This is a genomic window from Helicobacter sp. 16-1353, from assembly GCF_003288815.1.
GTDB lineage: Bacteria > Campylobacterota > Campylobacteria > Campylobacterales > Helicobacteraceae > NHYM01.
In genome coordinates, this window is sequence record NZ_NHYM01000002.1 from 17,055 (window position 1) to 43,298 (window position 26,244).

Annotated in this window: 22 protein-coding genes and 1 other RNA gene; 13 read left to right on the forward strand and 10 right to left on the reverse strand. The window is 37.3% G+C overall.

Translation table 11 applies throughout. The features are described 5' to 3' along the window. Positions 1 to 22 precede the first annotated feature (22 nt). Together nrdD and CCY99_RS01430 are read right to left on the reverse strand one after the other, a co-directional pair. Positions 23 to 169 (reverse strand): anaerobic ribonucleoside-triphosphate reductase, encoded by a 147-nt coding sequence (nrdD, locus tag CCY99_RS01425; protein ID WP_112059638.1) that lies wholly within the window; start codon positions 167 to 169, stop codon positions 23 to 25. 126 nt (positions 170 to 295) lie between these two features. After that, the gene (locus CCY99_RS01430) at positions 296 to 2,431 is read right to left on the reverse strand and encodes a ribonucleoside triphosphate reductase (RefSeq protein ID WP_258442963.1); all 2,136 of its coding nucleotides are present in this window, start codon (positions 2,429 to 2,431) and stop codon (positions 296 to 298) included. Positions 2,432 to 2,609: 178 nt separating this feature from the next. Here CCY99_RS01430 and CCY99_RS09420 point away from each other — a divergent pair, with 178 nt between their 5' ends. The 9 genes from CCY99_RS09420 to CCY99_RS01470 all read left to right on the forward strand — a co-directional run bounded on the left by CCY99_RS09420 (position 2,610) and on the right by CCY99_RS01470 (position 12,419). Continuing rightward, entirely contained in the window at positions 2,610 to 2,783 is a 174-nt protein-coding gene (locus tag CCY99_RS09420) for a hypothetical protein (RefSeq protein WP_181646793.1), read from the forward strand. 71 nt (positions 2,784 to 2,854) lie between these two features. Continuing rightward, a complete protein-coding gene (locus CCY99_RS09425; protein WP_181646794.1) occupies positions 2,855 to 3,022 on the forward strand; it encodes a hypothetical protein in 168 nt (55 codons plus the stop codon). A gap of 83 nt (positions 3,023 to 3,105) precedes the next feature. Beyond that, positions 3,106 to 3,203: signal recognition particle sRNA small type (gene ffs / locus CCY99_RS01435), an RNA gene on the forward strand. Between the two features lie 143 nt (positions 3,204 to 3,346). Next, positions 3,347 to 4,624 (forward strand): TolC family protein, encoded by a 1,278-nt coding sequence (locus CCY99_RS01440; RefSeq protein ID WP_112059639.1) that lies wholly within the window; start codon positions 3,347 to 3,349, stop codon positions 4,622 to 4,624. Positions 4,625 to 5,227: 603 nt separating this feature from the next. Further along, positions 5,228 to 6,325 (forward strand): efflux RND transporter periplasmic adaptor subunit, encoded by a 1,098-nt coding sequence (locus tag CCY99_RS01445; RefSeq protein WP_112059640.1) that lies wholly within the window; start codon positions 5,228 to 5,230, stop codon positions 6,323 to 6,325. A gap of 647 nt (positions 6,326 to 6,972) precedes the next feature. Further along, on the forward strand, positions 6,973 to 10,032 hold the full coding sequence (locus CCY99_RS01455; RefSeq protein ID WP_112059785.1) for an efflux RND transporter permease subunit: 3,060 nt from the start codon (positions 6,973 to 6,975) through the stop codon (positions 10,030 to 10,032). A gap of 26 nt (positions 10,033 to 10,058) precedes the next feature. Continuing rightward, positions 10,059 to 10,346, forward strand: a complete 288-nt coding sequence (locus CCY99_RS01460) for a DUF3240 family protein (RefSeq protein ID WP_112059642.1) — start codon at positions 10,059 to 10,061, stop codon at positions 10,344 to 10,346. 83 nt (positions 10,347 to 10,429) lie between these two features. Continuing rightward, positions 10,430 to 11,077 carry a response regulator transcription factor gene (locus CCY99_RS01465; RefSeq protein WP_112059643.1) on the forward strand — a complete coding sequence of 216 codons (648 nt, stop codon included), beginning with the start codon at positions 10,430 to 10,432 and terminating at the stop codon, positions 11,075 to 11,077. After that, entirely contained in the window at positions 11,070 to 12,419 is a 1,350-nt protein-coding gene (locus CCY99_RS01470) for a HAMP domain-containing sensor histidine kinase (protein WP_112059644.1), read from the forward strand. Before CCY99_RS01465 ends, CCY99_RS01470 begins: the two co-directional genes overlap by 8 nt. A gap of 105 nt (positions 12,420 to 12,524) precedes the next feature. Here the strand turns inward: CCY99_RS01470 and CCY99_RS01475 are convergent, their stop codons facing one another. From CCY99_RS01475 to CCY99_RS01480, 3 genes are all read right to left on the reverse strand, one after another. Next, the gene (locus CCY99_RS01475; protein ID WP_220092221.1) at positions 12,525 to 13,406 is read right to left on the reverse strand and encodes a TIGR00366 family protein; all 882 of its coding nucleotides are present in this window, start codon (positions 13,404 to 13,406) and stop codon (positions 12,525 to 12,527) included. Next, complete coding sequence (locus tag CCY99_RS09675; protein ID WP_220092222.1) at positions 13,331 to 13,867, reverse strand: TIGR00366 family protein; 537 nt, start codon at positions 13,865 to 13,867, stop codon at positions 13,331 to 13,333. The genes CCY99_RS01475 and CCY99_RS09675 overlap by 76 nt, the downstream gene beginning before the upstream one ends. A 213-nt stretch (positions 13,868 to 14,080) precedes the next feature. Then, positions 14,081 to 14,860 (reverse strand): formate dehydrogenase accessory sulfurtransferase FdhD, encoded by a 780-nt coding sequence (locus CCY99_RS01480; protein WP_112059645.1) that lies wholly within the window; start codon positions 14,858 to 14,860, stop codon positions 14,081 to 14,083. Between the two features lie 105 nt (positions 14,861 to 14,965). Here CCY99_RS01480 and ppsA point away from each other — a divergent pair, with 105 nt between their 5' ends. Next, positions 14,966 to 17,392, forward strand: a complete 2,427-nt coding sequence (gene ppsA, locus CCY99_RS01485) for a pyruvate, water dikinase (protein WP_112059646.1) — start codon at positions 14,966 to 14,968, stop codon at positions 17,390 to 17,392. Between the two features lie 70 nt (positions 17,393 to 17,462). On the opposite strand, the gene CCY99_RS01490 is transcribed toward ppsA, so the two are convergent. Both CCY99_RS01490 and CCY99_RS01495 read right to left on the reverse strand, forming a co-directional pair. Next, complete coding sequence (locus CCY99_RS01490) at positions 17,463 to 18,215, reverse strand: ATP-binding protein (protein ID WP_112059647.1); 753 nt, start codon at positions 18,213 to 18,215, stop codon at positions 17,463 to 17,465. Further along, positions 18,212 to 19,546 (reverse strand): MFS transporter, encoded by a 1,335-nt coding sequence (locus CCY99_RS01495; RefSeq protein WP_112059648.1) that lies wholly within the window; start codon positions 19,544 to 19,546, stop codon positions 18,212 to 18,214. Before CCY99_RS01495 ends, CCY99_RS01490 begins: the two co-directional genes overlap by 4 nt. 78 nt (positions 19,547 to 19,624) lie before the next feature. Between CCY99_RS01495 and CCY99_RS01500 the strand changes: the two genes are divergently transcribed. Together CCY99_RS01500 and CCY99_RS01505 are read left to right on the forward strand one after the other, a co-directional pair. Then, positions 19,625 to 20,263 carry a non-canonical purine NTP pyrophosphatase gene (locus CCY99_RS01500; protein ID WP_112059649.1) on the forward strand — a complete coding sequence of 213 codons (639 nt, stop codon included), beginning with the start codon at positions 19,625 to 19,627 and terminating at the stop codon, positions 20,261 to 20,263. After that, positions 20,263 to 21,150, forward strand: a complete 888-nt coding sequence (locus CCY99_RS01505) for an RluA family pseudouridine synthase (protein WP_112059650.1) — start codon at positions 20,263 to 20,265, stop codon at positions 21,148 to 21,150. The genes CCY99_RS01500 and CCY99_RS01505 overlap by 1 nt, the downstream gene beginning before the upstream one ends. An 81-nt stretch (positions 21,151 to 21,231) precedes the next feature. Here the strand turns inward: CCY99_RS01505 and CCY99_RS01510 are convergent, their stop codons facing one another. The 3 genes from CCY99_RS01510 to CCY99_RS01520 form a co-directional block, all read right to left on the reverse strand. Next, complete coding sequence (locus CCY99_RS01510) at positions 21,232 to 22,422, reverse strand: MBL fold metallo-hydrolase (RefSeq protein WP_112059651.1); 1,191 nt, start codon at positions 22,420 to 22,422, stop codon at positions 21,232 to 21,234. Between the two features lie 297 nt (positions 22,423 to 22,719). Beyond that, entirely contained in the window at positions 22,720 to 23,145 is a 426-nt protein-coding gene (locus tag CCY99_RS01515; protein ID WP_258442978.1) for an EamA family transporter, read from the reverse strand. Positions 23,146 to 23,758: 613 nt separating this feature from the next. Continuing rightward, a complete protein-coding gene (locus CCY99_RS01520; RefSeq protein WP_258442980.1) occupies positions 23,759 to 24,907 on the reverse strand; it encodes an aldo/keto reductase in 1,149 nt (382 codons plus the stop codon). Between the two features lie 273 nt (positions 24,908 to 25,180). On the opposite strand from CCY99_RS01520, the gene CCY99_RS01525 reads away from it, so the two are divergent. Beyond that, a complete protein-coding gene (locus CCY99_RS01525) occupies positions 25,181 to 26,086 on the forward strand; it encodes an AraC family transcriptional regulator (protein ID WP_112059652.1) in 906 nt (301 codons plus the stop codon). The last annotated feature ends 158 nt before the right edge of the window (positions 26,087 to 26,244 follow it).

Consider the following 26,244-nt stretch of genomic DNA (forward strand, 5'->3'; position numbering starts at 1 on the left):
AAAACACAGAATTATGTAAAATCTATTTTATGCTATTTTCTTTGAAATAGATTCGCTCTTTGTGTTCGCCTTTTTTGCCAACATTAAAGCTCTCAACTGGGCGATGATAGCCCATTACGCGGGTATACACCATACATTTTGTTCGCTTTTGTGCGTCCTCTTTTTTCATTTTTTCTCCTTAAGTATTTTTTAAAATTGCAACCAAGTCATAGCTACTAAATCGACATAATTTCAAGTAAATTTCAAGCCAGATTCCGCATTTTTAAGAATCCAATCCAGAATCTAAAGTGGAATCTTAAGCCAGATTCTTCTTTTTTAGATTCTCTGCTTCGATTTCTGCGTCGCATTTTGGGCAGTATTCATACTCGCCATTCAAATAGCCGTGCTTTGGACAAATGCTAAAAACAGGCGTAATGGTAATATATGGCAGTTTGAAGTTGCTAATGACTTTTTTCACTAGCTCTTTACACGCTTTCGATGAGCTTATCCGCTCTCGCATATACAAGTGTAGCACGGTGCCACCAGTGTATTTACACTGCAAGTTATCCTGTCGTTTGAGTGCCTCAAATGGGTCGTCTGTGAAGTTTGCCGGAAGCTGGGAGCTATTTGTATAATATACATTCTCGCCAAATCCCGCTTGAATAATATCGCTAAATCGCTTTTTATCCTCTTTGGCGAAGCGGTAGGTAGTCCCCTCCGCTGGGGTCGCCTCGAGATTGTAGAGATTGCCAGTTTGCTCTTGGTAGCTTTTTATTCTATTACGCATAAAATCGAGGATTTCTATACACATAGATTCTCCCAACTCACTCGTAATGCTCTCCCTATCATCGCTAAAATTGCGTATCATCTCATTCATACCATTAACGCCGATGGTTGAAAAATGGTGATTGAAATGTGGCAAATACCGCTTGGTGTAGGGATACAAGCCCTTTTCAAAAAGCTCATTTACCACCACGCGCTTTTTTTCTAGGCTCGATTTGGAAATATCCATTAAATACGCTAATTCCCTTAAAAGTCCCTCTTTATCGCCTTTGAAGCGATAGCCAAGCCGTGCCATATTTATCGTAACAACGCCGATTGACCCAGTCATCTCCGCACTGCCAAATAGCCCTCCGCCTCGCTTCAAAAGCTCCCTTAAATCTAGCTGAAGCCTACAGCACATACTCCGCACGGCATTTGGCTTATACGCCTCCTCATTGGGAATCTTATTGCCATTTTCATCATATTTATATTGTGAGCCGATGAAGTTTTGGAAGTAGCTAGAGCCGATTCTTGCGGTATTTTCAAATAAAATATCGCAATTTGGGGAATCCCAGTCAAAATCTTCGGTGATATTTACCGTTGGGATTGGGAAAGTAAATGGCTGAGAGTTCTTATCGCCCTCGTTCATCACCTCGTAATAAGCGCGATTGATTAGATTCATCTCATCTAAAAAGTGCTTGTAGGTAAGGGAAATTAGGGAATCTGCACCGCGAGATTTTGCCTTTTTAAACAGAATCTCATCATCTATCCCCTCGAATAAATGCCTATCATTCCTCGTTGGAATCTGCTCTCTCAAGTCTTCCGGCACACTCCAATCAATAGTGATGTTTGTAAATGGGCTTTGCCCCCAGCGAGCAGGGACATTTAGGTTGTAAATAAAGCTTCGAATCGCCTTTTTAATCTCTCTAAAACTTAAATTATCCTTAAAAACATACGGAGCCAAATATGTATCAAATGAGCTAAACGCCTGTGCTCCAGCCCACTCGCTTTGTAAAATCCCAAGAAAATTTGCCATTTGTCCAAGTGCTTCTCGAAAGTGCTTTGGAGCGTGGGATTCCACTCGCCCACGAACGCCATTAAAGCCCTCATTCAGCAACACTCGAAGCGACCACCCAGCACAATATCCACTCAAGCAATCCAAGTCATGGATATGGATATCGCCCTCTCTGTGGGCTTTCCCCTCCTCTGTGCTATAAACCTTATCAAGCCAATAATTTGCGATGAGTTTGCCGGCTAGATTATTCACCAGCCCAGCATTGGAATAGCCCGTATTTGCGTTGGCATTGACTCGCCAATCCTCCTTTGTGATATACTCCTCCACGCTTTGGGTGGAATCTACATAGGTCGTGGCGTATGGAGCTTTTTTGATGATTTCACGCTGGATTTTATGCAAATGGCGATAGTTCATAAAGCTCTTCATCACGCTAAAATTTCGCATTTCAAAAAGGGCTAGTTCGATTGCATCTTGGATTTCCTCGACGCTTTTTAGTTGCTCCTCATTGATTTTTTTCAAAACCTTTGTAAAAATCTCCCCGCTATAGGGCAATGAAACGCTTTTATATGCCTTTTTAATCGCATCTTCGATTTTATATGCTTTAAACTCCTCGATTCTCCCATCTCGCTTGTAGATTGCTCGCTTTCCTTGCTGTTCTAAACTTGTATCCATCATCTATCTCCAAAAATTTGCAATGTTGGAATTATAGTCTTGGAATCTCAAAGTAAGTTTAAAAGTATCTAAAAATAAGATTAATTCTCAATTTTGTTTTTCTTAATATTGATTTAGTAGATTCTCATAATTTTCTAATAATAAGCAAATAAACTACGCAAAAATAATATAAAGGATTTTTATGAAACTTATAGTAATTTTATCGCTTATTTTTGGATTTGCACTAGCTAATAACACCGCAAAACCTGCTTATGATTATGGATTTAAAAACACAAAAACAAGCGACCAATATTTTGTTAGAAAAGCAAAAGAACAAAAAGAAAATGCCATAAAACAAGAAGAATCCAAAAAGTAAAGTAGAATCTTTAGGCTTTGCTAGGGATTCTACAAGCCTAAGAATCTAAATTAGGATTTGAAAAAATATAAATGGGGGTAAATCCCCATATCTTAAATCTTATGCCAATTATCCACTCACCTATATTTATTAAAAATCTAAAACATCACCTTTATTATGCAAAAATAGCCAAGATTCTAGAATATTGCAGATTTAATAAAGATTTTGGAATCTTATTGCGATACTTGGGAGAATTTTAGATTTAACTTAAAAACATCAAAGTTAATATTTTTAGAGTAATATATTTTTTTAAGGAAAATTCAGCTATTATTCCACTCGCCTCTTTTTAGACCTATGCAATGGGTGCTTTAGGTAATGCTTCAGGGTGGGAACACAGCAGAGCCCCTAATGTATTTGTGTGCCATAGCCATCTGGAAAGGGGTTTTAAAAACTTCAATCTACAAAATCTAATAATCAAAGATTCTTAAATCAACAAGATTCCATAGGATTCTAAGAGAATTATTTTCTCACAATTTTCTAATACAAAAATCATAGCATTACGAAAATTTATTTTGAGTGTTGTTATGAGAAAATTATTAATACAAATTGTGTTTATGCAGATTTTCATCTTGCAAATTATGGCAAATGAGATTCCAATAAAAGAGAATCTAATGCAAAACACATATATAAATTTAGACGATAATTCGTCCCAAAATCAAAACTTAAGCAAAAATCTAACTTATAGCGAGTTTTTGGAATTAGTTTTTGAAAACTCCCAAGATTTGGTTATGCAAAATGCCCTTTCAAAATCGATTGAAGCGGAGGGAAAGGCGATGAATGCGTGGGATTCCCCATATGTGGAGGTTAATCCAAGTTTTGCTAAAAATCCAAGCTTAAATCGCTATGAATCCCAAGCCCAAGTTTTGCTAATGCTAACGCCCAAAATGCCGTGGGTAAGTGGGATAATCAAAGATAGCTACGCCACAAAAGCCCTAAAAAATGTGAAAATCACGCAGTTACAAAAAAATATCATCGCAATTGGGGCAAAAAGGGGTTATCTAAGCTACCTAATTTATAAAGAGCAACTTGAGATTTACAAAGAAAAAGCCCAACTTGCCAAAAATGCCCTTGAAATCGCAGAAAAGCGTTTCCTTGCAGAGCGAATCTCAAAAGCGGAATTGCTTCGATTTAGGAGCGATTATGCGAGTGCCGTGGCAGTTTTAAAAACGCAGTCGCTCTTGGTGGATTCTAGCCTTGGGAATTTGCAGATTCTAGCTGGGCGGGAGTTTTCAAAGGTGGCGGATTTAGATTTTTACTATCTAGGCGAGATTGATTTGAACCTAGAGGCGGAAAACTCCATATATAGCGAGGTTTTGAGGCTTGAGGCACTAGACTATGAAAAAAGCGCCAAGGTGGTTAGCCGAAGTCGAATGGACGCCCTGCAAATGGGGGCTGGATACACTTTTGGGGCAAATAGTATCGATTTGAAATTTATCATTCCACTTCCCTTTAGCTCCAAGACTAGCCACCAACAAGTCGCTATTTTAGAGATTCAAAGCGGGAGTTTGCGACAAAATGAGCTAAAAGAGCGACAAATCCGCCAAAGTGCGAGTATATACAAAGCTCAGCTTAGCGAGCAAAAGGAGCTAATCGCCATTGCAAAACAAAATGAGGAGGTGCAGAAGGATTTATTTGAGATTATGCAAAAGGGGTTTGAGGCTGGTGCAGTGGGAGTTTTCGAGTATTTGAATACGAAAAATAATTATTTGGAGGCTAGGATAAAAACCACGCAAGAAAAATTGAATTATATAAATTTGCTTTCAATGCTTGAAGAGAGCCTTGGACGGGAGATTTTGAAGTAGATTTAGATTCTGTGCGGTAGCACCAAATAGGGGCGGTGGGCGGGATTCGATTAAAATGAGGGCGAAGCCCTCCAGCGAATAAAAAAATATTTTAAGCGAATCTTTAAAATCTTTGCGAGTTGCTTTAGATTCTTGCAATTTAGAAACTGCGGAATCTTTGGAAATCTGTAGGAATTTTTAGGCTCTTAAGTTTATTTTATTTTGTCCCACCCACCACCCTTTTTATGTGTGAATCTCACGCCTCACACGAATCTTCAAAAATTGCTTCGCAATTTTTGTTGGCTTCTTAATCTCCGTGCGTTAGCACGGATACCTAAAGAAGCGTCGTCGGGGGGTTTGGGGGTGAAGGGGGATAAGGGGGAGCGACTTCGCAATTCAAGCCCCCCTTGTCCCCCTTGAACTGAAATGTTAGAACATGCGGAATCTGTGGAGATTCTAATCCGCTAAAACGCTCAAGTTTGCGAAATCTAAGAAAAGCTAGGAAACAGATTCACCTTAAATGTGCTTTAGATTCTCAAAGCGTTTTCATTCGCTGGAGGACTTCGCCCTTGATTTTTTATCGCCCATCATTTTTACAAAAGGAAATTAAAACAAAGGACACAAATGAAAAAAATAATACTAACTCTAATTAGCCTTTTTAGCCTAGCTGTGGGCTATGATGAGATTTTGCTAAGTAAAGAGCAGAGCCAAAAGCTAGGCATCACGCTAGGAAAGGCGGATTTTAGCGGATATGCCTTGCTTGGTCCATTCGTGGCGAATGTGGATTTCAGCAATCAATCGCTAAAGCAAACCAGCCCATTTGAGATTACAATCACGCAGATTCACAAGCTCCCGGGCGAGGCTGTGAAAAAGGGTGAGGCGATTTGCAACATTAGCTCGGATTCCTTGTCAAATCTCATCTATGAGTATAACAACACGGAATCTAAGCTCCAAATCGCTCGAAACAACGCAAATAAGGACAAAGCACTCTATGATGATGGCGTGATTTCCCAGCGGGAGTATCAAAATAGCTATCTTTTGGCAAATGAGTTGGAATTGAAATTGAAAGATTTGGATTCCACAATCCGCCAGATTGGCGTAAATCCGGGGAATTCAAGCTCTACTTTTGGATTTATAGTTAAAGCAAGAGAGAGCGGAATCTTGGCGTATGCACCTAGCAAAAGCGGCGAGAAAATCACCCCATTTAGCCCATATATCATAATCGCAAAAGATAGCTCAATGCAAGCAAGTATCAAAATCCCAGAGCAAAACGCCGAAAGCATCGCTAAAAATGCGAAAATTTACATCAAAAATGGCACTAAAAATGTGGAAATCGGCAAAGTCGAATCTCTCTCAATCGCCCTTGATACGATGACAAATACGCTCCAAGCAAGGGCGATTTTAGATTCCCCTAATCTGGATTCTGCAAATTTGGATTCTAGCTTGAAGTTAAAGGCTGGGAGCAATATTGATGTGCTAATAAGGGCGAAAAACCCGAGTGGGACGATAGTGGTTGGGTATGATATGGTGACTAAATTTAGCAATGATAATTTGGTATTTGTGGAAACCGCGGGCGGCTTTATGCCAACAAAAATCAATATCATCAAGGAAGTAAATGGCGGATATTTGGTCGCCAAAGATAATTTCAGCGAGAAGAGCAATCTAGCAACTGGGGCGATAATCGTGCTAAAAGGGGTTATGAGCGATTTGAGTTTTGAGTAAATGGGATTTCGCGGGAATAGATTCTTAAGTGCAACTTATTTTTTAAGACTTTTTGTTTTTAGAATCTATTTATTTTATCCCAACCACCGCCCATTTTATATGTGAGGCTGACGCCTCACACAAGATTTAAAAAAATGCGAAGCAATTTTTCGTAAAATTCTTAGTCCTGTGCGAAGCACAGCACCGAAAGAAGCGTCGTCGGGGGTTGGCAAGGAAATTGGCTAAAGCCAATTTTGGGGGAGATTGCGATAGGTATGGGGAGCGAATTTCGCTTTTGCTAGAAACTGCGTTTTGCCACGAAGTGGCAAATCGTCATTCAAGCCCCCTTGTCCCCCCTTTCTTAAACAAATCGCTTGAAAACGAAAAGCAAGGGTTCTATGAAAAAATGATTTTGTAAGAGATTTGCCTTGAATCTAGATTCGCCTTAAATAAAAGATTCTTTTAGATTCTTTAAAGCGTTTTCATTCGGTGGGAGGGCTTTGCCATCGACTTTATCGAATCCAACCCACCGCCCCTATTTGGTGCTACCGCACGGGATTTTATTTTACGAAAATTGCTTCGCAATTTTTAAAGATTTATGTGAGGTGCAAGTGTCGCATTCTGCGGTGGTGTCAAAGCACATTTTTAAAAGTTTTAAAGGAAAATTTATGCTAAAAAATATAATCGAGTTTTCGCTTCGTCAGCGGATAATTATGATAATTTTCGGTCTTGCGATACTGCTTGTAGGAACTTATTCGTTCATAAGTATCCCAATCGACGCATACCCAGACATTTCTTCAACGCAAGTCAAAATCATCTTAAAAGCCCCCGGAATGGGACCTACAGAGGTGGAAAACCGCATAGTTCGCCCACTAGAGAGCGAATTATTAGGGCTAGAGGGACAGAAAACCTTGCGAAGCATTTCAAAATATGCCATTGCCGATATTACAATCGATTTTGATGAGGGCATGGATATTTATAAGGCGCGAAATATGGTCGCTGAAAAGCTAGGCGGAATCCTAGGCGATATGCCACCCGGCGTTACTGGTGGTATGGCTCCTATAACCACGCCGCTTGGGGAAATGTTTATGTTTGTAATCGAGGGCGACATCTCGCAAAAGGAAAAAAGGGAGCTTTTGGACTTTACCATTCGCCCAGCTTTGCGGAATATCAAGGGCGTAGCTGATGTAAACTCGCTTGGTGGCGAAGCGAGGGCGATTACAATCGTGCCGAACTTCACCCAAATGGCAAATCTAGGAATCCAAATTAGCGATATAGAATCTGCCCTAAATGCGAATCTTCAAAACACCGGAGCAGGTCGCATAAATATCGCTGGAGAGGCGTTTATCGTCAAAGTCCAAAGCTCCGCACAAAATAAAAATGAAATCGCCCAGATTCCCATAAAAACGGCAAATGGATTCGTGCGATTAAGCGATTTTGCGATTGTTGATGATGAGTATATAACTAGGCTTGGATTCGTTACCAAAGACGGCGTAGGCGAGACTACAGAGGGGCTTGTGCTGTCCTTGAAAGGGGCGAACTCCAAAGAGGCGATTGAGGGAATAAAACAGCGTTTGGAAGAGTTAAAGCCAAATCTCCCAAATGGCGTGAGTATCGAGGTTTTCTACGATAGGTCGAATCTCACGCAAAAAGCTGTCGATGGCGTCCAAAAAGTCCTATTAGAAGCGGTCGTTTTAATCGTAATCACGCTATTTTTATTTTTAGGGAATATTCGCGCCGCAATTGCCGTTAGTGTGATTTTGCCACTGGCACTTGGATTTGCCTTTATAATGATGAAAATCTTTGGCATTACGGCAAATCTAATGAGCCTAGGGGGCTTAATAATCGCCGTGGGAATGCTAGTAGATTCCGCGGTGGTAATGGTGGAAAATATATTTTTGCACTTGGGCGAACGACAAGGCAAATTAGACAAGCTCCACATCATCTATCGAGCCGCAAAAGAGGTCGCTCTCCCCGTATTTAGCGGAATCTTAATTATTATTTTATTCTTTATGCCGCTTTTAACACTTGAGGGCTTAGAGGGGAAATTATTCGCCCCAGTTGCCATTGCAATCGTCTTTGCACTTTTTGGCTCACTCGTGCTATCTCTAAGCATTATCCCAGTGCTAAGTTCGTTTATTTTAAAGCAAACGCCGCATAAAGATACGAAGCTAAATCAAATTTTCCACACACTTTATTCGCCGGTGCTGGATTTTGCATTAAAACACACTAAGATTGTTTTTAGTGCGGCAATTGCGTTTTTAGTGGCTAGTTTTAGCCTTATTTTTTTCGTGGGGAGCGAGTTTATGCCGACGCTAGATGAGGGCGATATAATTCTTAGCGTTGAGACGCCCCCATCAATCTCGCTAAATCAATCCAAAGAGCTAAACCTAAAAATCCAAAAGCAGATTTTAGAAAATGTAAGCGAGATACAAAGCATAGTGGCACGAACTGGGAGCGATGAGATAGGGCTAGACCCAATGGGGCTAAACCAAAGCGACACTTTCATCGTCCTAAAGCCAAAGGCGGAATGGGAGGTCAAAACAAAAGAGGAGATTCAAGATAAAATCAAGGAATCTTTAAGCGACTTCAAGGGCATTAGCTTTGGATTCACCCAGCCAATCGAAATGCGGACTTCTGAAATGCTAACTGGAGCTAGGGGCGATGTGGCGATTAAAATCTTTGGGAGCGATATTGAGCGACTAAATGAGCTTAGCGTGGAGATTGCGGACTTGCTAGGCACAATTGAAGGCTCTAGCGAGATATTTACCACACTAAATGAGGGCTTCACATACCTCCAAGTTACGCCAAATAAGATTGCTATGGCGAATCTTGGGATTAGTATGGCGGAGTTTCAAAAGTTCCTCCAAGCCTCGCTTGATGGGCTTAGAGTGGCAAGTCTCCCGCAAGGATTCATCACCACGCCAGTAATTATTCGCATGGATAGTGGCTTGGCAGATGATGTGGATAGATTTAAAATGCTAGAAATCACCAGCGATAAGGGCGTCGCGGTGCCACTTAATGCGATTGCTGAAATTAGTCAAGTCGATGGTCCAGTGCAAGTAAATAGGGAAAATAGCCTTAGAATGAGCGTGGTTCGAAGCAATGTTATAGGCAGAGATTTAGGCGGATATGTCGATGAGATAAAGCAAAAGATAAGTGAAGAAATAATACTAGATGGGGGCTATCAAATCACCTACGGAGGGCAGTTTGAAAACCAGCAGAGAGCGCAAAAACGGCTAATGACGATAATCCCGCTTAGTATCGTGGTAATATTTTTCATATTATTTTTCACTTTTAGGCATATTTCAATTGCCCTACTCATCTTGCTAAATATCCCATTTGCCGTAACTGGGGGCTTAATCGCACTTTTTATAACTGGCGAATACATCTCCGTTCCCGCGTCCGTGGGATTTATCGCGTTATTTGGTATTGCGGTTTTAAATGGGCTTGTTATGGTGAGCTACTTTATCGCGCTCCTAAAAAGTGGCTACAAGCTCGATGAGGCGGTAAGAGTGGGGGCGAAAAGGCGACTTCGACCAGTTCTTATGACGGCATTTATCGCTGGGTTTGGATTATTGCCATTGCTACTTTCAAGTGGCGTGGGAAGCGAGGTGCAGCGACCTTTGGCGATTGTAATTTTGGGTGGATTGGCGACTTCAAGCATATTGACACTAGTGATTTTGCCTCCGGCGTTTAGATTCTTGGCTAAAAAAGTTGGATTGTAAAAAGTTGGATTATAAGGAGTAAAAATATGAATGTAATGCAGATTTATTTTAGGGATAATTTTAAGGATATGGTCGTGGATTGCTTGCTAGAGAGCGAGTTTGATAACTTTTATTATTTTGATTGTAAGCAATATAATACGAAGAATTTAACAAGTGCCAAAGAGCGAGTAACAGGGCGGATTGACTATGGCAAAATTGAGTTATTGGTGGAATCTAGGGAAAAAGAGCAACTAGAGCGACTTGCAAATAAGCTATATGCGATGTTTGGCAAGGAGGATTTGAGAATCTACCTTGGCGACCTAAAAGCGAAATAGGCTAAAATAGTGATTTTAAAAGCGTGGTTTATTGGCGGAATCTTAGAAATTACAATATTAAAAAATATTAAAGGGGCAAATCTTTGCGAATCTTAATTGCTGATGATGAAAAGACGCTGTTGGAGCTGACAAAAGAATCCCTTGAGCTAGAGGGCTTCAAGGTCGATGCGGTCGATAATAGAGAGGATATCGAGGCGTATTTGGATTCTTATATTTATCAAGTTTTGGTGCTGGATAGGAACTTTTATGGGATTGATATTATGAATGAGGTCATAAAATACGCCAAAGCTAAAAATCCAAATATGGGAATTTTAGTCATTTCTGCGATGAGTAGCGTCGATGATAAGGTTACTGGGCTACTTAAAGGGGCAGACGACTACTTGGAAAAGCCCTTTGATAATAAGGAGTTGAAGGCAAGAATCTACGCGCTAAACCGCCGATTTTACAGCGATATTTATGAGTTTGAGGACACGCATATAAATCTCTCCACAAAGCAGATTCTTTGTCAAAATACGCCTGTCAATCTAACCAAAAACGAATCTAATCTGCTATTTTTATTGCTCTCCAAACGCGGCTATATCTTTAGCAAAAATGAGATTATTGACAATCTATACTTGCACCCAGAGAGCGTTTTGCCAAATAGCATTGATGAGCTAATCTCACGCATTCGCAAAAAAATCAATCCAAAGATTATCCGCACCATAAAAACAAGGGGGTTTGTAGTTGATTAAGTCGCTAAAGGGCAGAATTACAGCGTTTTTCCTAGCGCTTATAAGCGTGTATTTTGCGATAAATTTGACCTTTTTACTAAATCACATCAATAACGAAAAAAGGGATAATTTGGAGATTCTCCTATCCCACGCTTTGAGTGAGAGTATGGATTATATTAAAGAAAAGCAGGATAAAACCGAGCTTGGATTCCTTTACAATATCCCCCATATGACTTCTGTGCTTAAAAAAAGCGGTGCGAGGGAGATTGAGTTTTTCTTTAGCGATGAGAAATACGAGCCAAAAGAATACGAAATCGCCGTCTCTAAGAGGCTAAAAAACGGCACATATTTTAATCTAAAAAGTGATGACAGCGAGGTTAGAAAGTATATATTAGAGGCTACACAGGCTCTTATTTTCCAGCATTTGGGCTATTTGGTCTTGGTGGGAATCTTGGGCGTTTATTTTATCAATCGGCTTTTGCTTCCCTTGGGGCATTTGGCAAATCAGTGTAAAAATTACCAAGATGGCAATAAATTTTATTTGAATGATAAAAATGTGGGGAGCGAGATAAAGCAAATCGAACACGCGCTAAATGCGTTGGTGAGCCGATTTGACGAGCTTAGGAAAAAGGATAATGAGATTTTTGCGACCGCCACACACGAGCTTAAAACGCCAATGGCTATCATAAAAGCTAGGGTTGAGAAGTATAGCGAGAACCTAAAATACGCCAAAGAGAGCTTTATAAGCGACATTAATGAGGACATAAAACGGCTATATTTGGAGGTCAAAAGCATACTTTATTTTAATATTTTTGACTTTGATGAAAAGGCTGTTTTTAGCGTAAAGGGCGAGATTAGCGAGGCGATTTCCAAGGTGGATTTGCTACTAAAAAATCGTGGGCTTAGAGTGGAAATTCTAGGTGATGATTTTATGCTGGAATCTAGGCGGAATCTATTTGTGAAAATGTTTATGTCGATTTTTGAAAACGCCATTGCATACGCTAAAATGGGGACTAAAATAGAGATTTCTATCGAAGATTCTGGGGAATCTGGCGTGGAATCCGTGGCGGAATCTAGCTTAGATTCGGCGGAATCTGTGGAATCTCGTGTAAAATCTGGGGAATCTAGGGCGGAATCTGCTCTAAATTCTAGCGGAGAATCCTTGGATTCAGCGGAATCTAGCACAGATTCCAGCAAATCCCGCAAGATAATCCGCGTCAAAAACGAACAAGGCGGCGAGGTCAATCTCTTTAGCTCCAAACTTGGCATAAAAATCTTGGAAAAAATAAGCAAAGAGCTAGATTTCAGCTTTGAAATCATCAAAGATGACAAGTTTTACGAAGTGGTGATTTATTTTAACTAGCTTTGAAAATCTTAGTGGATTTTAGGGGAAGTGATTTTACAAAACCTATTTAGAATTAATAAGCTAAACCTTAGGAATACCCCAAGGCAAGCTTAAAACTTATATTTAGAAAAAATAAAGCCCGATAACAAATATAGGCACAGTAAATATTAATGCTGTAATACAATACCCCATAATATCCCTAACGCCAAGCCCAGCTATAGCGAGTGCGGGAAGTGCCCAAAAAGGTTGAGCCATATTTGCCCACTGCTCACCATAAGCTATAGCCATAGTAGCTTTTCCTACATCAGCACCCAAACTTTTAGCCGCTTCTATAATAAAAGGTCCTTGTATAACCCAGTGTCCACCACCACTTGGCACGGCAAAGTTTATAGCAGCTGAGCTAAAAAATGTTAGCACTGGAAAGGTTTCCTTATTAGAAACATCTACAAACCAATCTGTAATAATACCACCCAAACCGCTATGCTCCATCATTAAAGCAATAGCTGCGTAAAATGGAAATTGCACTAAAATACCAGCTGTGCTTTTAGCCGCACTACTAATAGCCCTCATATAAGCCATAGGCGTTTTATGGAGTGCTAAACCAATTACTACAAAGATAAGATTAACTGTATTTATATCGAGTCCAGCTATGCCTTTTTCATAGAAATGATTCCCCAAATAAACCACTCCAACTACAACTATAGTATAAGCTAAGATTACGCTTTCTTCCATTTTCAGTGCGGGAGGAGCATCTTTTGGAAGCTTTTTTTGAAAGCTTGGTTCTTCAGCTAGTAAGGCAGGGTCGACGGTTTTTGGATTTTTAGGCACCATATAGGTTGCTAAAATAGGAACTAAGATTAGAATTGCCGCACATACAAAGAGATTATATCCAGTGAAAATAGTCTCATTTAACGGTATTGGAATACCATCTAGATAGTTTTTAACGATAATATTATCAGCGGTAGCAGCAGAAAGGGGCATAGAGCCTGAAAGTCCCCCCCCCAAGTCATAAAGCCCATATAGGCACAAGCGATAAGCAAACCATAATCGACTGCTTTTAGATTTCGTGCCACTTGTTTAGCAAATAAAGCTCCAACTACTAGCCCAAAACCCCAGTTTATAAGACTAGCTATACCTCCAAAAAATACGACTAATGCCACTCCTTGCTTAGGCGTCTTAGCAATAGAGGCTATTTTAGTAAGTAATGCTTTAACTTGCTCAGAGCTTGCTAGGGCAAAGCCAGTAACTACTATCATCGCCATTTGCGTAGTAAAAGCTAAAAGCCCCCAAAAGCCACTACCCCAAAAGCCTACCATAGACATAATGGCAGTTTCGCCTTCCTCTGGCGTAACGGTAAAGAGCCCAAAGACAAAAACTATGATACTTAAAAGTATCGCGAATACCAAAGGGTCAGGCAAGTATCGATTAACTATTCTAACCATAAAAGAGCTAATTCTATTTATCATTCTTTCTCCTTTTGTTTTTCTGCTCATCTTAATATTGAGCTCATCATTTTACTATGATGAAACTTAACTTAAATAAAAGTATTTATTAAAATTTTTTTAATTTTATGTCCATAAAAGTAATATTTATTTGTAATATATAAAAAAGGGAGGTAGATTCTACGATATTGCAATGATGTATATTGCTATCAAAAATAAATCTCAATAAAGCTAAGATTAATTAATCCTTGTGCTATGTGTTAATATCCTCATCTCTTCTGTAGGTATATATTGGCTTAGTGTAAGTCCAAACTTTTGAGCAAATCGTAAAACGGCAAAACTTGGCTTCTCTATAAAAACGATAAAAGTTATTTTGGATAAAATAATCTTTTTTAATATCTCTACATCAAGCCTAAAATTAATAAAAATAATAGAATCTAATAATTCATCTCTCTTTGTTTTAGCCAAACCAATCGCCTTATAAACTGCATTTTTGGGATTTATATCATAGGATTCTACAATATTTAAAAACTCCCCATTATTGCCTAAAAATACGATTTTAGAGCGACAAAGATAGGAATCGCTACAATCAAAGTTATAAAAATCTCTACAAGATTCTAATAAATCATTTATATGAATATTTCTTCTGCTATTATTAAATGGAATGATAACTTTATCTTTATTCCTCTTATTATCCATCAAATTATCTGTTAAAGTGATAGATTCGCAAGTTTGTATCACTTCCCTATCCTTTAAAAGATTAAGAAATTCATCTTTTTTTAGGCTTACTTGGACGAAAATACTATTTTTTTCTACCACTATATTTTGTATAAAATCTTTTTTTATATTACTCAAATATCCACGAACAAGAGGTTCTAAATCATTATCCAAGCAAATAAACATAATCTCCAAATAATCATTTATATAAACCTTAATATTAGTATCATTATAAAAAGATTCTATTATTTCATTTACTATGCCTTTTTTTATAGATTTAATGGTTATATGTTTAAGCATAATTCTCCAACTTATATGTTTTTATCAAATTTTAATCATTTTAAGCAAAAATTTCTAGGATATTGTTTTATAATATTAGGATAATTTTTACTTAGGAGTTGCATAATGAGGTATATAAAGTTTTTTAAAGAGATTAACAATAAAGATGTGCCGATTGTTGGGGGAAAAAACGCAAGTATTGGAGAGATGTTTCAAGAGCTAAACCAAGTTGGCATTAAGGTTCCAAATGGTTTTGCAATCACAAGTGAGGCTTATTGGTATTTATTAGATAGTGGGAATATCCGCCAAAAAATCATAGATTTACTTGAGAATGTTGATGTTTCCGAAATTGATGTGCTAAAGGCTAGGAGTAAGAAGATTAGGGAGCTGATTTTCACCACACCATTTCCACAAGATTTAAAAGATGAAATACTTCAAGCATATGAGATTCTAAGCAAAGAATATAATATGAATAATGCAGATGTAGCAGTTAGAAGCTCGGCAACAGCAGAGGATTTGCCCGATGCAAGTTTCGCCGGACAGCAAGACACTTTTCTAAATGTAAAGGGGGCACAGAATCTAATACATTATGTAAAATCGTGTATGGCTTCACTTTTTACCGATAGAGCTACAAGCTATCGAGCTACTAAAGGGTTTGACCACTTTAAAATCGCTCTCTCTGTGGGAGTGCAAAAAATGGTTAGAAGCGATATAGGAAGCTCTGGGGTTATGTTTTCAATCGACACAGAAACGGGCTTTAAAGATGCTGTATTTATTACTTCAAGCTGGGGATTGGGTGAGAATGTCGTAGGTGGCACAGTTAATCCAGATGAATTCTATGTATTTAAGCCAACTTTAAAGCAAGGCAAACGCCCAATTATTAAAAAAGAAATGGGTAAAAAAGATATAAAAATGGTTTACGCCCCGCTAGGAAGCGATAGACCAACACGAAATATACCAACTACAATCGAAGAACTCACCACATTTTCAATCACCAATGAAGACATTTTGACACTTGCAAGATACGCAATAATCATCGAAGAGCATTACACCAAAGAGGCTGGAGAATACCGCCCAATGGATATTGAGTGGGCGAAAGATGGTAATAGTGGAGATATTTTTATCGTGCAAGCTAGACCAGAAACAGTGCAGAGCCAAAAGCAAAAAACAAATAATATAAATAGAATCGAAAAATTTAGCTTTAAAAAACCAGTCGATAAGATTCACACACTTGTAAAAGGTATGGCGATTGGCGATAAAATAAGCCACGGAAAGATTAAGATAATCGAAGATATTGGACTTATGAGCGGGATTAAAGAAGGTGATATTTTAGTAACTGATAATACTGACCCAGATTGGGAACCAGCTATGAAAAAAGCTGCGGCAGTCATCACCAATAGAGGTGGGCGAACCTGCCATGCGGCAATTGTAGCTAGGGAAATTGGAGTGCCGGCAATCGTTGGGGCGACTGGGGCGACTGAAAAACTTGCAAATGGCATTAAAGCAACTGTTTCTTGTGCGGAGGGTGAGCAAGGCTTCGTATATAATGGAATCTTTGATTTTAATATTGATGTCGAAGATATATCGGATTTAGGGAAAACAAAAACTAAGATTTATATGAATGTTGGGAATCCAGAAAAAGCCTTTTCTTTCGCACAACTACCAAATGATGGCGTTGGATTAGCTAGAATGGAATTAATTATTATAAATAGCATTAAAGCCCACCCGGTGGCGTTAGTCGATATGCAAAATGGCAAAACAGATGTGCAAGATTATGAGACTATAAAAAATATTATATGTGGTTATGATAATCCAAAAGACTTCTTCACTAGCAAGATTGCTGAGGGGATTGGAATGATAGCTTCTGCATTCTACCCAAATCCTGTGATTGTGCGAACTAGCGACTTTAAAACAAATGAATATAAGGGAATGATTGGCGGAGCACCATATGAGCCACACGAGGAAAATCCTATGCTTGGCTATAGAGGGGCAAATCGCTACTACTCTGATATTTATAGAACTGCCTTTGAATGGGAATGTCAAGGCTTGGCAAAAGTGCGAGATGAGATGGGATTAACAAATATGAAAGTTATGGTGCCTTTCCTAAGAACACCCGAAGAGGGCAAAAAAGTATTGGAGATTATGCGACGAAATGGGCTAGAATCTGGCAAAGATGGCTTGGAAATCTATGTGATGTGTGAACTTCCAGTAAATGTGATTTTGGCAGATGATTTCTTGCAATTATTCGACGGCTTTTCAATCGGCTCAAATGACCTAACTCAGCTTACTTTGGGCGTGGATAGGGATAGTGAGCTAGTTAGCTCTATATTTGATGAGCGGAATCCTGCTATGCTAGAGATGTTTAAAAGGGCAATTGCGGCGTGCAAAAAGCATAATAAATATTGTGGAATCTGCGGACAAGCCCCAAGCGATTACCCAGAAATTGCGGAATTCCTCGTGCGTGAGGGGATAGACTCCATCTCGCTAAATCCAGATTCTGTGATTTCGACTTGGAGAGTTGTAGAAAAACTTGAAAAAGATTTAAAAAAATAAGATTCTAAAGGATAGAATCTACATAGAGCAAGGGGAGATTCTCTTGCTCTATTTTTTAATCTCTAAAATATTATAAATCCAAATATCTTTCATCGCAAAATGTGTTTATGTGAATATTACTCATCGCTTTTTTTAGCGAGATAAAAAACTCTTCATTCGCATCCTCTAAATCTTTTAATAGCTTTTTGGCATTTTCTCTAGCATAGGGTTTCTTATCATCGCTATGCCAATTTATAGGGCAATTACAATCAGGTGCTATGTAGATTCCATTATTTTTTATAAAATCTATTATTTGACGCTCTCTTACAAAGATTAAAGGACGAATGACAAAAAGCCCATTTCCAGCTTTATATATTGGAGGCATTGAACGCAAAGCCCCATTAAAACTTAGATTCATAATAAAGCTCTCCGCAGCATCGTCTAAATGATGTGCTAATGCTATTTTATTATATCCACCTTCTAATGCTTTAGAGTATAAGGCTCCGCGTCTAAGGCGAGAGCAAAAACTACAATATGAGCTATTTGGTCGCTTTTTTTCCTCTAGGGCTTGGTATATCGTTGTTCTATATAATTCATATGGAATCTTTAATTTTTCGCAATATTCAAAAATATAGTCATATTCTCCACCTCTCCCATAATCAACAGTCAAAGCTTTAAATTCAAACTTAAATGGGGCGTGAGATTGCATTCTTGCTAATATAGTAGCCAAAAGCATAGAATCTTTTCCCCCGCTTAATCCTAGTAGAATCTTATCGCCCTCTTTTATTAAACCATATGTAGCATTTGTTTTACCTACAATGCTTAGAATCTTCTTACTTATCATTGCAATTCTAACCTTATTTTTTCCTCTAATATTTCTTTCTTAATCTTTTTATTATTATATTTTACTACTAAAAGATTCTCACTCTTATTTATATAGCTTTCAATAACACCTGAAATAGCATTAATATTATCTAGGTTTTTAGGGATAATTTTTAATTTCATATATATATTTTCTTGCAAACTTGGATTATTTAAGAAAATAAATAAAATAAACCAACACAGCACAAATATAGCGATAATTACAGAAATATATATAAAATCTATTTTTTCAAATAATTTTCCACCTACAACTCCGCCTAAAAATGAGCCTAAATATCCAAATGTAGTAAAGATTCCAAGTGATAGGCTTTTTTCTTGCATTTTAGGATATTTGGAAGCTAGATTCTGCAAAAGTGGTTCATGTATACAAAATGCACTAAAAAATAGCACAACACCTATGGAAAAAATAATAAGTTTATCTCTCAAATCACCAAATCCCATAAGCATATAGGCAATCGCAAAAAAGATTATAGCAATGAGTATGATTGCTTTTGGTTTTTTATATTTTTCAGCGATAATCATCGCAGGGATAAGAGCAAGAAGCCCTATTATCGCAGAGATTCCAAAAACTTTCCAAATATCTTTCTCAAGCATACCTAGATGATGAACTAAGGTTATAGGAATAATAGTGAAAGCAAAAGTCATTAAAAATTTTTGCAATAAAACACTTATATTTAAAATCATTATATTTTTATTTTTTAAAATATTAAGATACATTTTTTTATTTGTATCTATAGTATATTCCAAATGTGGTGCTTTAGGGACAATCGCATATAATAAAATAATAGCAAAGAATGACAATAACGCCGTCAATAAAAATAGCTTATCTACGCCATATCTCATTCCCACACTAGGACCAATAATCATTGCTAAAATAAAGCTTATAAATATTGCAACCCCCATAAACGCCATTGCTTTACCGCGTTTTTCTTCTTTTATTAAATCTGTTATTTTAGCACTTACAACACTCCCAATAGCCCCTGCTCCTTGAACTATACGACCAATTATTATCATCTCAACACTAGAAGCAAATGCACAAATAAGTGAGCCGATTATAAATATAACCAATCCCATAGCAATAACATTGCGTTTAGAATACTTATCACCTAAGATTCCAAATGGAATTTGAAATATTATTTGACTAATAGCATATGAGCTAATGGCTAATCCTATTAATGTCATATTGTTTGCATCTAAACTTATGGCATATAGTGCTAAAACAGGCATAACAACAAATAACCCAAAAAAGCGAAGCCCTGCTATCAAAGACAAAGAACCTACAATTTTAAACATTTTTCACCGACTATTTAATTTTTTATTTGGCAATATAAGAGCATAATTCTACAAAAATTTCATTAAAGAGTTGTAAATTTGAAAATTATTTTATTTAGTCAAAATAAACACAAAGTAAAAGAAATAGAGAGTATTTTTAGTCCATCTAAAGAGCATTATGTGCGAGTTTATACTGAGTTTATAGAGCCATTTTGTGTTGTTGAAAATGGTGAAAGTTTTAAGGATAATGCTATTTTAAAACTTAGATTTTTAAGCCAAAAACTACCAAAAAGTTTAAGTAAAGATTTTATCCTTATGAGTGAAGATAGCGGAATATGCGTCCAAAGCCTAGATAATCAGCCCGGAATCTATTCAAGCAGATATGCAAATATTGATGATTTTAGCGATAAAGAATCTATATTAAAAGCAAAGGATTCCAGCGATGAAGCAAATATAAATAAACTAATAAATAGCCTAAAAAATAAAGGGCTAGAATCCTCAAAGGCTACTTTTATATCTTGTGTTGCAGTTTTAAAAAATGAGCAAATCCTAACAACACACGGATTCTTAAATGGAAAAGTAGTAACAAACAAAAGCGGGGAAAGTGGATTTGGATATGACCCTATATTTATCCCCAATGGCTATAGTGAGAGTTTGGCTGTTTTAGGCGATGTGGTGAAAGATACAATCTCGCATAGATTTAAAGCATTAAAATTAATGAAAATACTTTTAAAATAATGCCCTTTATAAAGCAAAAATTTCACATCAAATATCCCATAAAAGCCACATTATTCCTACAACAAAATCTCCATTTATCACAAAAAGACGCACAAAGAATCATTGATAAAGGTAGAATTTTTATTAATGATAAGTCATTTAAAGAAAAAGCTGGAATCCTATTTGGTGATATTTGGATTAATAGATTTAGAGCAGAAGATTTAGGGATTAAGCCGATTTTTAAAACAAAAGATTTTGTTGTATTTGACAAACCGCCAAAACTTTTGGTTCATCCAAAGGGGAGATTCTATCATTTAAGTTTGCTTGATAGTATAAAGTTTTATTTTGGGGATAATGCAAACCCAATAAATAGATTAGATTTTGAGACAAGCGGAATCCTACTTGTATCGCTAAATAAACAAAGTGAGATTATTCTAAAAAAATCTTTTGAAAAAAGAGAGGTTAAAAAAATCTATTTAGCTTTAGTTTATGGAAAGATAGGGGATTGCGTTATTGACTTAAATATTTTAGAGCAAAATAAAAAAAAGGATTTAGGAATTCGCTCAATCGTTTCCCCAAATGGCAAAAAAGCCATAACAAAAATAGAAGCGATAAAATACAATCAAACACATAATACCACACTAATAAAAGCTTATCCAATCACAGGAAGAACACATCAAATAAGAGTGCATTTAAACCATATTGGACATAGAATTGTTGGTGAATGCCTATATGGGGTTGATGATACGCACACTAGAGATTATCTAAATAAAACATTCGATGAGAAAAAAAGAAAAGAAATTTTTGGTGCAGATAGATTAATGCTACACTCAAAACAAATAGAATTTATATATAAAAATACAAGATTTATTATAAGTTCTAATATGGATTTTGAAAATGGTATTTGAGTATCGAAGTTTAAAATGATTAGATTCTATAAAATAGAATCCTTAAAAATATTTTAGTATTTTCATCAAGATTCTTATTTATCAAATATTTAATTCGCCTTCCCACCATTTTTTATAATTGTATTTCTCCCATAATGGGACGATTTCGCCGATTTGTGGCATTAAAAGCTCGATTTTCTCGTATTTTTTGCTATTGTGTAGCTTTGAAATCTCGCTTAAAGGCTCATTCCAGCTATGCAAAGAAATTCGAAATTTAGAATTATGCACGGGGAATAGAGAAGTGGCATTTAGGTCATTTGCTGCATTTAGCACATCTTGTGGAAACATATGAATTTCACGCCAATTCTCGTTATACTGCCCGTTTTCTAAAAACGCCAAGTCGATTTTCCCAAATCGCTCCCCAATCTCTCTAAAATGCCCTCCATAGCCAGAATCTCCGCCGATATAAATCTTTCTGCCCATAATTTCCACTAGAAACGACGCCCAAAGCGTGGCATTACTATCAAAAATCTTGCGACCGGAGAAATGCTTTGCAGTTAGGCAAAAGATTTTGAAATCGCTGGATTTGTTGGGCTTATCGGTTTCGTTTGCCGTGCTTTTAGTGATTTTGCCGGAGATTCCGCTGATTTTATCGTTTTTATCGGCTCCAGATTCCACATATTCCTCATTCCAATCTAATTCAATAATATTTTCTATGCCCCAATTACGCAGATATTTCCCCACGCCAAGCGGAGCTATCGCCGTTTTGACCTTAGATTTTAGGGCTTTTATGTCGTTTTTGCTTAAGTGGTCGTAGTGATTGTGCGTGATTACTAAATAATCGATATTTGGCAAATCCTCAGCATGGTAAATATCCGTGCCACTGAATGGATTATTGATGAAAGGCACTGGCGATGCCCTTCCAAATACGGGGTCTACCAAAATCCGCTTCCCACCAACCTGCAGTAAATACGACGAATGCCCAAACCACACTACATAATCCTTTTTCCCCAAAGATTTCAAATCGCTCTTTATGGCTGGGATATTCTTGGGCTTTTCGCCAGTGATAAAAATATCAAGCATAATTTTTAGCATAGAATCTTTTTTCTTGCCCTCGTTCTCGAAAGTCGTGGCAACTGGCTCTATATTGTGGAATCTACCATTTTTAAAATGTGGTGAATTAATAATCCGCTCTTCGTTCATATTTTTTCCTTTGATAAAAATCTCGCTAACGCCCACAAGGGCTATTATAGCGAATATAAAACAAATTAATAAAATAGTGATTTTTTTCATTTTTTTCTACTTTCTTTTAGTTTTTTTGCTAAGATTCCCCTAATTGGGCTTTTTAGATGCCACTGATTTTAGTGAAAAATGTGTAATATTTATTTAAGATTCTATTTGGGATTTTATTAGATTCTTGTGAGATTCGCAACAGAATCTAGCACAGATTCCACATTTGCCTTGGATTTGCAGTGTTGCTTTGCGTAATCTCTCGCCCTGTTTGGGAGGAATAAGACTTGGAGTCTATGACGAGCGAACTGGGTGGGAGATTACGCAAATTGAATACCCAAAGCCGAGAAATCCAGCAAACTAAAACGCTAAAATTAAAGTTCCAGCCGTGATTAAAACTCCGCCGATGATGACTTTTAGGCTCACCGCCTCTTGCAAAAATATAAATGCTAAAATCATCGTAATAACAACGCTGAATTTATCGATAGGCACGACCTTTGACGCCTCTCCTAGCTGCAACGCTCGATAGAAAAAGAGCCATGAAAACCCTGTGGCAACGCCTGATAAAATCAAAAATATCCAGCTTTTTTTACTAATCTCCGCTATCTCGCTCTGCGACCCAGCCACAAACACAAATACCCACGCCAAAACTAACACAACCGCCGTTCGTATCGCAGTGGCTAAATCCGCATTAACGCCTGTTATGCCGACTTTTGCAAATATCGAAGTAAGCGCGGCAAAAAACGCCGCAAGTAGGGCATATATAATCCACATATTTTGCCACATATTTCCCCCTTTGTTTTGCTGTGAAATCGACAAAATTAAGGGCTTTTTATAATTGACCTCATCACTATCTTGCTTCGCATAAAAATAGGGTGGCGAGTGTGAAAATTAATTATTAGAATTTAGTTTTAAAGATTCGCATAAAAAGGGCGGTGGGTGGGATTAGATAAAGACGAGGGCGAAGCCCTCCGCCGAATAAAAACTTAATTTTTACAAGTTTCTTGTTTTAGTTTTTTGCAAGGATATTTTAAAAGCATACTTTTAAAATCTTTTTTAAATCTATGGCAGGAAACTTCGCTTCGCTCGTTTTCCCACCCACCGCCCTTTATGTGGATTAAAAACCGCATTTTCAATAATTATTGTTTGCAACCACCGCCCTTTTATGTGTGAGATTCGCGCCTCACATAAGATTTATAACAATTGCCTTAGATTCCACATTTGCCTTGGATTTGCGGTGTTGCTTTAGACGAATGCCGTGCTGGTTGGCTAAGAATAGAACTAAAGTGTCCATGACGACGCCAACTAGCTCGGCGTTCGTTCAAATTGAATACCCAAAGCTGAGAAATCAAAAAATCCCAAAGCCAAGAAATCCCCCAAAGCAAACAAAATCCTAGCTTTAAGGTCTAATCGCCCCGACTACCTCGTGTGGCTCGTATAACTCCTCCAAATACGCAATATCACTTTGACTTAAAACCAAATTCACAGATTTTGCTGCATCTTCTAAATGTGAAATCTTAGTAACCCCCACAATCGGCGATGCTACAAGCGGTTTAGATAAAAGCCACGCTAGGGCGACTTCGCTCATTGAGACGCCATATTTTTTGCTAATCTCCTCTACCCGCCTACAAATCGGCTCATCGATTTTCTCATTTCTATCGTATTTTTGCTTGGCAAAATTATCGTTTTTGCTTCGCTCCGTGTTCGCTCTCCACGACCTAGCGAGCCTCCCAGCTGCAAGTGGGGAATACGGGGTCATCATTACCTTTTCCTCTTCTAAGAGTTGCATCATCTCTCGCTCTTCTTCGCGGTAAATCAAATTATAGTGATTTTGCATAGAGATAAATGTGTGGTAGCCATTCTGCCTTGCGATTTCTTGCATTTTATAAAATTGATATGCAAACATCGCCGAAGTGCCGATATACCGCACCTTGCCCTCCCTAATCGTCTCATCTAACGCCCTCATCGTCTCCTCGACCGGTGTAGTGTAGTCAAATCTGTGCGTGATATACAAATCCACATAATCCGTGCCAAGCCGTTTTAGCGACCCATCAATCTCCCTCTTTATCGCCTTATAAGAGAGTTTGCCCTCGTTAAAATGCACTTTTGTCGCTAGAATCACATCTTCTCTTTTGGCAAATTTCTTAATCGCCTTGCCTAAGAATTCCTCGCTAGTCCCGCCATTGTAAGTATTTGCGGTGTCAAAAAAGTTTATGCCTAGCTCCAAACTCCGCTTTATCATCTCATCGCTCTTGGCTTGGTCTAAAAGCCAAGTTTGGTTGCTACTCTGCGGCTTCCCAAAGGTCATGCACCCTAGGCAAATCCGCGATACGCTCAAATCGCTCTGCCCTAATTTTATATATTTCATGTTTGTTCCTTTCATTGAGTTTATTGTGTTATTTGCAGGATTCGCACTTGCTAGATTCCCGATGTTCGTGGAATCTTTTGCAAATAGATTCCTGCCAATCGCTCCGCCAAATGCTCCGCTTAGAGCCAAGATTCCGCTAATTTTTGCAGAATCTTTTAAAAATTTCCGCCGATTTTCCATATGCTTCCTTTCAATATCAAAAATGCAGATTCCAAAGAATCTAAAGAAATTATAAAACGAAGTAAGGGCGAAGTGATAGAATAAAATCTATAGATTTCTTGCCTAATTCTCCAAGTTTTAAAAACCACTAAGTATTTTAAATTCTTAATATTCTTTTAATTTCTTATATTTTGGTATCTTAGTAGCCTAAGGTTTCACGCTTTTATTTAATTTTTGAAAAAATCTTAATTATTTTTATTGTAGAATCTTAACCAAACCAAAAAAGGAATTATTATGAACAAACCTACAAGTAGAATAAATGAGATAATAGATGAATTGGTTGATTTTATTTTATATCAAACGCCTATTGATGCAGAAAATAAGATTCCTTCTTTAGATTTATTTTCTAGAACAAACACAGATGAATTTTCATTATATATTTATCAACCATCTATTTGTTTTGCATTACAAGGCACAAAATCTGTTAGTTTTGCTAAAAATGTATATACCTATAATAAAACAAAATATCTACTCGTATCCACTCATGTCCCTGCATATGTGAAAATATTAGAGGCTTCAAAACAAAAGCCCTATGTTGGCATATCACTAAAATTTACATTAGAGCAAATCTATGACACCCTAAAAGATTTTGATAAAAATCCAATTAATCAAAAACCTAGCAAAGGATTGTATTTTGGTGAAGCAAATGAAGAGTTATTAGAGCCAATTTTACGATTATCAAAACTCCTTTTATCTCCGCAAAGTCATATTGATTTTATGTCGCCTTTGATAATAAAAGAGATTCTATACATACTGCTTAGTGGCAATAGTGGAGAGTTTTTAAAACAATATGTTATAAATGGCTCTATTACAAATAAAATTGTTAAAGCTATACTTACGATAAAAAGTAATTTTTCAAATCCTATAAATATGCGAGAATTGGCGTATCAATTAGACATAAGCGAGAGTTCCTTATATCATAATTTTAAACGAATTACAGCTTTAAGCCCATTACAATTTCAAAAAAAGATTCGCCTTGAAGAGGCAAAACAAATATTATTAAAACAAAATATTAATGTTAGCGATGTAGCATTTAAAGTTGGATATGAATCTCCATCACAGTTTAGTAGAGAGTATGTGAGATTATTTGGGATACCGCCAAAAAAACATATTGAACAATTAAAAGAAAATGCTGTTTAGATAAATTGCATAATTAGGCAATAATATTGGAGTTTTATTCTACCTTCTATTTTATATTTAGTCATATAATTAGGGTGTAAATTTTAAAACACCTTAAGATTTAATTTCTAGCTTGTTAGCTTGAATATCTTGTTATATTGGATAATAAAATACAACAA